The following is an 8,680-nucleotide window of genomic DNA, read 5'->3' as shown; positions in this document are numbered from 1 at the left end:
CCTGCCAGGCGAACTGAGGGGATAATACTGGCTGCCCTACAGACGAACTTACTATGGCTCTCCCTATACGCTATTTGTGCGGTGTTGCCCTATATGATCCGCGAGGTCACAGCGATCCAAAAGCTGAACATGGACGTGCAGGCGGCGAGCGACCGCCTCGCCACGATCGAAAGCGGCGACATCCTTGTGACCGCGGCGACCGCGACCGAGCCGATCATCCACGGCGCGGAGATCAAAAAGGGCGTTTACGTTGCTCACCTTGGCGACAACGAGGTCGACGAGGAGCTGATCCTGCGCGCGGACAAGGTCGTCATCGACGATTGGGAGACCGACAAGCACCGCATGGGCGACACGATGGCCTACATGTTCCGCGACGGCAAGATCGACGATTCCCGCATCGACGCGAGCGTTTCCGACCTAGTGGCGGGGCGGAAGTCCGGCCGCGACAACGACGACCAGCTCACCTACACCTGCAACGTCGGCCTCGGCCTTTACGACGTGGCGATCGCCGCGCGCGTCTACCAGTATGCCAAGGAAAACGGCATCGGCCAGGAGCTCAAGCTCTGGGACGAGCCCATCATGGTGTGATCGATCCAAACTTGATAGGTACGACCTCTCTTTACCAACCTTTTGGACAGGTCCGCTTTTTAGCGGGCTTGTCCACATTTTTTCGCGGCAGAGCAGCAGGGGAGATGCACCTGCAAAGGGATTTTGCCTTTACAGAGGACGATTCTGTGAATATAATGGATGCAGATAAAATTTGGCGGCGCTGCGAAAAAGCAGCGCTGCGGTGAAATCGACAGGAAACGGAGATGTAATTATGCCCTGCACCACTGTACTGGCCGGTAAGCTGGCGACGAATGACCGCTCGACGATGATCGCCCGTACGGACGACGGTCATTTTGATGAGAAAAAGCTGATCGTGGTCGAGCCCGACCAGCAGCCGAAGATTTATAAAAGCGTAGAGTCCCACGTGGAGATCACACTGCCGGAGAACCCCATGCGCTACACGTCCTGCCCGAGCGTGGACCCGAAGCACGGCATTTGGGCCGCGACCGGCATCAACGCCGCGAACGTCGGCATGACGGCGACGGAAACCACGACCTCGAACCCACGCGTGCTCGCGGCCGACCCGATGGTCGAGCTGCGCGAGGCGAAGGATGGAGAAGAGGAGCGCTGCGGCGGCATCGGCGAGGAGGACATCGTTGTCCTCGTCCTGCCCTACATCCGCTCCGCGCGCGAGGGCGTGCTGCGCCTCGGTGCGCTTCTGGAGCAATACGGCACCTATGAGTCGAACGGCATCGCCTTCAACGACGAAAATGAGGTCTGGTGGCTCGAGACCATCGGCGGGCACCACTGGATCGCGAAGAAAATTCCCGAGGATCGCGTCATCATCAACCCGAACCAGTTCGGTATGGACTCGTTCGACCTTGAGGACGCCTTCGGTGCCCGGGAATCGCATCTCTGCTCGGCAGACCTCAGAGAATTCATCTCGGAAAACCATCTGGATCTGAATCAGAATGGCAAGTTCAACCCGCGGGATATCTTCGGCTCGCACCGCGACATGGACCATATCTACAACACGCCGCGCGCGTGGTTCATGGGCCGCTGCCTTGCACCGCACACCTACCGCTGGGACGGCGAAAACGCGGACTTCACGCCCGAGAGCGATGACATTCCGTGGTCCTACGTTCCCGAGCGCAAGGTTGCCGCGGAGGATATCCAATACCTGCTCTCGTCCCACTATCAGGGTACACCTTACGATCCCTATGCGGGCCATGCGGAAAAAGGCGGTATTTACCGTCCTATCGGCATCAACCGCACGGGCGTGACGACGATCTGTCAAATTAGAAGCGACGTCCCCGATGCCATTAAGGGTATCGAGTGGGTGTGCTTCGGCTCCACGACATTTTCCGCGTGGCTGCCGGTGTACACAAATGCCCCGCAGATGCCGGACTATTTGAGCAATGTGACGCTCGACGCCGAGACCGACAATCTCTACTGGGTCAGCCGCTTTGTCGGCGCGCTGGCCGACAAGTGCTACGGCTCGTGCATCCAGAATGTCTGGGGCTATCAGGACACGGTGAATATCCGCGGCAGACAGATCGTCCTCAAATACGACAGGCTGATGCGCGAGAGCGGCGACTTCACGCTCGCCGCGCAGGCGAACGACGAGCTCTGCGCGATGGCGCGCGAAGAGAGCGCACAGATCCTCAATAAGGTCCTGCGCACCGCCAGCGAGCAGATGAAAAACGGCTTCAGCTTTGCTGATACCTGCGTTAACAAGTGAATAAAAAGCGGCTCTCTCCCAAGCGGGAGAGAGCCGCTTTTTTGCTGTCTGAGGGAAGAGAGAAAAGAAGTTCGATCAATAAAAATCCTGCTTGCGGTTGATGAAAATACCGTCGCTGGCTGAAAATGCGTTGTAATTTCATCAAAGAATCGCGGTACGACAGTGCATTTTTGTTCATCCTCGACCAAAATAAAGAGAATGTGAAAAAAACGTTGCGATGGCGCGAAAAAGATGGTATTCTGAGGCGGAAAATTGAACGAGGATAGAGGCGCGGCGCGCAAGAGTACCTTCGGAGCGAACAGGATGTTCCGGAGCTAAAGGGCAAGCCGCCGAAGGGTCGCTTTTTCCTGGCCTGCAGGAGGGCGATGACCTGGGTCGTCGGAGAATATCCGCCGGACTGCCACAATGTGGAGCGCTATCGAATCATAAAGAGGAGTGTTTATTCCGCTCCCTGTTTCCGCTATGATCTCCACGAGATCATAGCTTTTTTGTTATCCTTTTTCAATTTGACCCAGCCAAAACGAGAAAGGACGACAATCATGGAAGAAAAAAGAATCGTAAAGCCCTGGCAGGCAGGGCTGATGCTGCTCGTCGGCATCGCCGTCATCATCGTGGGGCTTCTTGTGATGAAGCTCAACAACCGCATCGTGCTGGCACTCGACGGCGTCATCATGTGTCTGATGGCGTGGTGCTTCGGCATCCCGTATGCAGAGCTCCAGCAGGGCATCAAGGAGACGGTCTCGTCGATGATCGTGGCCATTTTGATCCTGCTGGCCGTCGGCGTGCTCGTCGGCACGTGGATGGCGAGCGGTACGGTGCCGGTCATGATCTACTACGGCATGAAGGTGCTGACGCCGGGCTTATTCCTGCCAGTCGTCTGCATCCTCTGCACGCTGATGTCGACCATGGCGGGCACGTCGTGGGGCACGCTCGCGACGGTCGGCGTCGCCTGCATGGGCGTTGCACAGGGTCTCGGTGTGCCGCTGCCCGCGGCCGCGGGCGCGGTCTGCACCGGCGCGTTCTTCGGCGACAAGGTCTCGCCGCTGTCTGACTCGCCCGTCATCACCGCCACGGTGTGCGAGATGCCGCTGATGGACGGCATTCGCCACGCGCTCATTTCCACGGGGCCTGCGTATCTCATTTCGCTCGTTTTCTACTTTGTTTACGGCCTGCGCTATTCCGGCGGCAGCGTCGGCGGGGAAGTGTATGAGGATATCCTTTCCACCGTTTCCGCCGAGTTCTGGCTCAGCCCCGTGCTGCTTCTGCCCGTGCTGGTCGTGGTCGTGCTGATTTTGATGAAAAAGCCGACGATCCCGACTTTTATCGCCGGCATCGCTGCGGGTGCGGTGATGGCGATGCTCTGTCAGGGCATCAACCTGCACGACATTCTGACGGTCATGTACTCCGGTTTTTCCGCCGATACCGGCTCGGACGTCGTGAATTCGATGCTCAACCGCGGCGGCTTTACCTCGATGCTCTCGACCATCGGTCTTCTGATCGCGGCGGGCATTTTCGGCGCGCCGCTCCGCACAGCGGGCGTTGTGGACGTGCTGCTCGCCTTTGTGGAGCGTATCGCGAAGACCTCTCGTTCGATGTCGCTCGGTGTGCTGATCCTGCACGCGGTGTTTTTCACGATCACGGGCGCTTATTATGTGTCCTATCCTGTCGTCGGCGGTATGGTGAAGGACCTGTATCCGGAATATCATCTCGACCGCAAGAATCTGATGCTCACGATGCTCGACACCGGCACGGGCCTTGCCCCCATGGTGTCGTGGTCGACTACGGGCTCTTACACCGCCACAACGCTTGGCGTTTCCAATCTGGCATTCGCGCCGTTTGCGCCGATGCTGTGGCTGTCGATCGTGTTTTCTGTCATTTACGCCGTGACCGGCATCGGCACGGCCAAGGCGAAGGAGGACTAAGGTATGGAACGGATTTTACAGCGCTGGTACGATATGATCTCCATCCGTTCGGTCAACGGACACGAGGCACAGATGGCGGATTACGTGGCGAATGTCCTGCGTGAGCTTGGCATGGACCCGCACTACAGCTATTTTGAAGAGGACACCGCGCGCGAGCGCCCGTCGGTCTGGTCGGTGCTCGACAGCGGGCGGCCCGGCAAGACCGTGCTGCTCATCGGACACATCGACACGGTCGGGGTATCTGACCGCTGGAAGACCGACCCGTTTACTCCCACGGAGATCGACGGCAAGGTCTACGGCCGCGGCGCGATGGACATGAAGGGCGGCCTTGCCGCGATCCTGGAGACGCTGACCTACTACGCCGCCCATCTCGACGAGATCAACGGCAAGATTTTGGCCTGCTTTGTCGCCGACGAGGAGGGCCTGAGCAAGGGCACCTATCAGCTTGTGGCGGAGGACGTCATCCACGCCGACTACGCCATCATGGGCGAGTGCCGCTACGACAATGTGGCTGTCGGCTTCCGCGGCCGCTACAGCTTTGAGGTGACCGTCCACGGACAGACCGCGCACGCCAGCCACTATCCCGAGGTCGGCGAAAACGCTCTCATCTCCGGCGGACGCCTGGCCGCGGCCATCGAGGCGCTGCCGACGCTCCAGCACCCGCACCTCAAGCACGGCACGTGGTGCGTGCGCTATATGGAGGGCGGCAATCCCAGCACGCTCGTTGTGCCGGAGAAGTGCTACCTCTTCGTTGACCGCTACGTCGTTCCGGGCGAGACGGACGAGACCTGCATCGCGCAGATCATGGAGGTGGCGGAGCAGCTCGGCCTTGCAGGCAAGGTCGATGTGCGCCTCAAGCCGAGAAAATCGCCCTACATGCAGTCGTTCGCGGTGGAGGAGGATCATCCGCTCGTCAAAATTTTGCAGGAGGAGTTTTACTCCGTCACGGGCAAGGATCTTCCGTGCGCGTATGACGCCTCGGTCTGCGATTCGAATATTTTAGCCGTTTCGCTCGGCATTCCGGTCGTGACGTTCCGCCCATCGGGCGGCAACATGCACGGCGACAACGAGTACGGCTATGCATGGCAGGTGAAAAACTGCGGCGAGGTCTACCGCCGCACCGTCGCGCGCCTTTTAAGCGGCGAAGTATAAAGAGAAAAAAGAGGCAGCCTCGGCTGTCTCTTTTCCTTTTGCATTTCACGCAGATTTTACATTTCTTTGCTGGTTTTTGACAAATCCCTCTGCTATACTGTATTTGATGAAATTTGGAGAGAAGAGAGGAGAAGTGATACAACATGGATACTTACAATATGATCGATTTTAACGAAAAGAAGGGCTTCATCTGCGATATGGACGGCGTCATCTACCATGGCAACCGCGTGCTGCCGGGCGTGGCGGAGTTCATCCAATGGCTGCATAATGAAAACAAGGAATATCTGTTTCTGACGAACAACAGCGGTTACACGCCGCGCGAGCTGAGCCAGAAGCTTGCGCGCATGGGCCTCGACGTGACGGAGGAGCACTTTTATACGAGCGCGCTCGCGACGGCGGCGTTCCTGCGCGATCAGGCGCCCGGCTGCTCGGTCTTTGCCATCGGCGAGGCAGGCCTTTTGAACGCGCTCTACGACGCAGGCATCACGATGAACGACGTGAATCCCGACTATGTCGTCGTGGGCGAGGGGCGGTCCTATTCGCTCGACACGCTGACGAAGGCGACGAACCTCGTCTGGAAGGGCGCGAAGCTCATCGGCGCGAATTCCGACGTTTCCGGCCCCATCGAAAACGGCATCGTGCCTGCCTGCCGCGCGCTCGTCGCGCCCATTGAGATGGCGACCGGCACGCAGGCGTACTTCTGCGGCAAGCCGAACCCGCTGATGATGCGCACGGGCCTCAAGATGCTGCACTGCCACTCGGCCGAGGCCGTTATGGTCGGCGACCGTATGGACACCGATGTGATCTCCGGCATGGAGAGCGGCATGTCCACGGTGCTGGTGCTCTCGGGCGTTTCGACGCGCGAGACCATCAAGACCTACGCCTATCGCCCGAGCATGGTCCTAAACGGTGTGGGCGACATCGTGAGCTTCGCCCGCGGGGAAAAGACGGAAGATTGAAAATTGAAAAGGGAAGCGCCGCTGCGTGAGCAGCGGCGCTTTGTTGTATTATGGGGACGCTTAGTTTTCCTCTCTTGCGCGAAGGCCTGCGACGGACGAGATCGGCAGCGAGAAGCAGATCGCGCCCGCTTTGGTGCCGGGACCGGCTTGCTCGTTGATCGAGCGCATGATGGCGGCCTTTTCGTCCTTGTGGGCGATGATGTAGATCATATCCTTTTCGTCAGCAAGGCTGACGCTGAAGAATTTTTCTCCGCGCGTGCCGCCCGTGCCCTTGGCGTGCAGCACCGTACCGCCGCCCGCGCCCGCGGCGCGCGCCGCGTCCATGACAAAGTCGGAATAGCCTTCGTTCAGGATAACGGTGATGAGTTCATGTTCAAAGTTCATGTTCGGCGCTCCTCCTGCTTTGAGATCATCGGTGAGATAGGACAGTGTCTTGCCGCCGGCCACGCTCTTGAGCGGCACGGTCAGCATGACGCCGTTGCCCGGAATGTCGATAAAGAGCTTGCGCTTGGCGGAACGGATAAGCGAATCCGCCTCCTGCGCGCTGCCGACGGCGGCGATAACGCACTTTTCCGTCGCGTCCAGCCCATAGATGGCGAGGTGTTCGCTCGTGGCTGTGCCGCGCGCGGGCATGCTCAAGATGAGGTGCAGCCCCGCCGCGTGGTAGAGCGAGCCCATCGCTTCGCCGCGGTCGTGATCCGTGATGGCAATGATGTAATAGAGTTCCATGTCAGCAGGCCTCCCACAGTTCGATGATCTCGTTGTCGCCAAAGTCGGGGAGCTGGGGCTCCTGCGAAGCATGACGGGATTTGACGACATAGATGGCTCCCATCACCTGCACGGTGATGAGCGGCATCATCGCAACGAGCGCAACAAGGCCGAACGCGTCCGTCATCACATTGCCGCCGAGCGCTTCGCACGCGCCTGTGGCGAACGGCAGCATGAATGTCGCCGTCAAGGGACCTGACGCGACGCCGCCGGAGTCGAACGCGATGGCCGTGAACGTGCGCGGCACGAAAAAGCTCAAAGCCAGCGCGATAAGATAGCCGGGCACGAGGAAATACATGATCGAAATGCCTGTGATGACACGCAGCATCGCAAGCCCGCCCGCGGCGGAGACCGCGATGGATAAGCTCATGCCCATCGCCTTGGCAGAGATCGCGCCCGCGCTCAACTCTTCGACCTGCTTGTTGAGCGTGTGAACGGCGGGCTCGGCGTTGATGATGAACCAGCCCATCAGCATCGCAAGGGGGGCAAGGAGATAGACCTTCCATCCCTCGGCCAGCGCGGCACCGAGCGCGTAGCCCAGCGGTGAAAAGCCGACGTTCACGCCCGTGAGGAACAGCACGAGACCTAAGTATGTATAGAGGATACCAATCACGATGCGCATGAAAGGCAGCTTGCGGAGCTTGAGCGAAATGACCTGAAAAATCAGGAAGAAGACAACGATCGGCAGCAGCGCCATTGTCACTTCCCATAAATACTCCGGCAGGGCATGCAGATAGTCCTTGCCGAGCTCCACCGTGGTGGCGACGCCGGAGACGGCGCTGCTTTCGCCCTGCGCGGGCTGCGTTTTGTAGATCGCACCGAGCAGCAGCACCGAAAGGATCGGCCCGATCGAGCAGAGGCCGACAAGGCCAAAGCTGTCCGCCTTGGCGTTTTCGTCGCTTCGAATGGACGCAACGCCGACGCCGAGTGCCATGATGAACGGCACGGTCATCGGCCCTGTCGTCACGCCGCCGGAGTCGAACGCGACGGAGAGGATGCTTTCATCCGACAAAAACGCCGCGGCAAAGACGATGGCGTAAAATACGATCAGCATCGTGCGCAGCGAGATCGAAAAGAGAATGCGCACCATGCACAGCATCAGGAAGAAGCCGACGCCGACCGAAACGGTCAAGATCAACACCGTTGTGTCGATCTCCGGCACGTTGACCGCGAGCACCTGCAAATCGGGCTCCGCCACTGTGATGGCGACGCCGAGGGCGAAGCTCACGGTCAGGATGAGCGGCAGCTTGCGCGATTTCGTCAGCTTGGAGCCCATGTAGTTGCCGATGCGGCTCATCGACATGTCCGCGCCCAGCGTGAAGAGCCCCATACCGAGGATCAGCATGGCCGTCGCGATCACGAACGAGAGCATCAGTCCCGCGTCCACCGGCACGAGCACAAAGCTGATCGCCATGACAATCAGGCTGATGGGCAGGACGGAGGCGGTGGCTTCTTTCAGCTTTTCCATTAAGATCTGTTTCTGATACAAAACCTCACTCCTTTATCAATTCAATACTTCCAAAAATATCATAGCAGAGATTCGCCGCGATGAACAGGAAAAAAGGGTAAAGGATGTGTTAAGCTTGTTC

Annotated in this window: 8 protein-coding genes and 1 riboswitch; of the genes, 6 read left to right on the top strand and 2 right to left on the bottom strand. The window is 59.0% G+C overall.

Features of this window, described 5'->3' with window-relative positions; all coding sequences use genetic code 11:
* The 6 genes from NI20_RS0113075 to NI20_RS0113055 all read left to right on the top strand — a co-directional run.
* A partial coding sequence (locus tag NI20_RS0113075; RefSeq protein ID WP_206538572.1) for a hypothetical protein occupies positions 1-588 on the top strand: 588 nt, incomplete at its 5' end.
* Entirely contained in the window at positions 585-794 is a 210-nt protein-coding gene (locus NI20_RS15265; protein WP_156108656.1) for a hypothetical protein, read from the top strand. The genes NI20_RS0113075 and NI20_RS15265, both read left to right, overlap by 4 nt.
* A gap of 26 nt (positions 795-820) precedes the next feature.
* On the top strand, positions 821-2,290 hold the full coding sequence (locus NI20_RS0113070) for a C69 family dipeptidase (RefSeq protein ID WP_033121828.1): 1,470 nt from the start codon (positions 821-823) through the stop codon (positions 2,288-2,290).
* Positions 2,291-2,545: 255 nt separating this feature from the next.
* A riboswitch (Lysine riboswitch) is annotated at positions 2,546-2,716 on the top strand.
* Positions 2,717-2,829: 113 nt separating this feature from the next.
* Positions 2,830-4,212: a Na+/H+ antiporter NhaC gene (gene nhaC / locus NI20_RS0113065; protein WP_033121827.1), complete on the top strand. Its 1,383-nt coding sequence runs from the start codon at positions 2,830-2,832 to the stop codon at positions 4,210-4,212.
* A gap of 3 nt (positions 4,213-4,215) precedes the next feature.
* The gene (locus tag NI20_RS0113060; protein ID WP_033121826.1) at positions 4,216-5,364 is read left to right on the top strand and encodes a M20 family metallopeptidase; all 1,149 of its coding nucleotides are present in this window, start codon (positions 4,216-4,218) and stop codon (positions 5,362-5,364) included.
* 143 nt (positions 5,365-5,507) lie between these two features.
* Positions 5,508-6,323: an HAD-IIA family hydrolase gene (locus NI20_RS0113055; protein ID WP_197055406.1), complete on the top strand. Its 816-nt coding sequence runs from the start codon at positions 5,508-5,510 to the stop codon at positions 6,321-6,323.
* A gap of 60 nt (positions 6,324-6,383) precedes the next feature.
* Here NI20_RS0113055 and NI20_RS0113050 read toward each other — a convergent pair whose 3' ends face one another.
* On the bottom strand, positions 6,384-7,052 hold the full coding sequence (locus NI20_RS0113050; protein ID WP_033121825.1) for a P-II family nitrogen regulator: 669 nt from the start codon (positions 7,050-7,052) through the stop codon (positions 6,384-6,386).
* 1 nt (position 7,053) lies between these two features.
* Positions 7,054-8,580, bottom strand: a complete 1,527-nt coding sequence (locus NI20_RS0113045; protein ID WP_242843003.1) for a DUF1538 domain-containing protein — start codon at positions 8,578-8,580, stop codon at positions 7,054-7,056.
* Positions 8,581-8,680: the final 100 nt, after the last annotated feature.

The sequence above is a fragment of the Oscillibacter sp. ER4 genome (assembly GCF_000765235.1).
GTDB classification, from domain to species: domain Bacteria; phylum Bacillota; class Clostridia; order Oscillospirales; family Oscillospiraceae; genus Hominicoprocola; species Hominicoprocola fusiformis.
Note: the sequence above shows the minus strand (reverse complement) of the source record. Positions and strands in the feature narration are given on the sequence as shown.

What these genes read in the sequence shown, in the direction of transcription:
- NI20_RS0113050 (WP_033121825.1), bottom strand. Translation starts at nt 7,052, where the DNA reads ATGGAACTCTATTACATCATTGCCATCACGGATCACGACCGCGGCGAA.
- nhaC (WP_033121827.1), top strand. Translation starts at nt 2,830, where the DNA reads ATGGAAGAAAAAAGAATCGTAAAGCCCTGGCAGGCAGGGCTGATGCTG.
- NI20_RS0113060 (WP_033121826.1), top strand. Translation starts at nt 4,216, where the DNA reads ATGGAACGGATTTTACAGCGCTGGTACGATATGATCTCCATCCGTTCG.
- NI20_RS0113070 (WP_033121828.1), top strand. Translation starts at nt 821, where the DNA reads ATGCCCTGCACCACTGTACTGGCCGGTAAGCTGGCGACGAATGACCGC.
- NI20_RS0113055 (WP_197055406.1), top strand. Translation starts at nt 5,508, where the DNA reads ATGGATACTTACAATATGATCGATTTTAACGAAAAGAAGGGCTTCATC.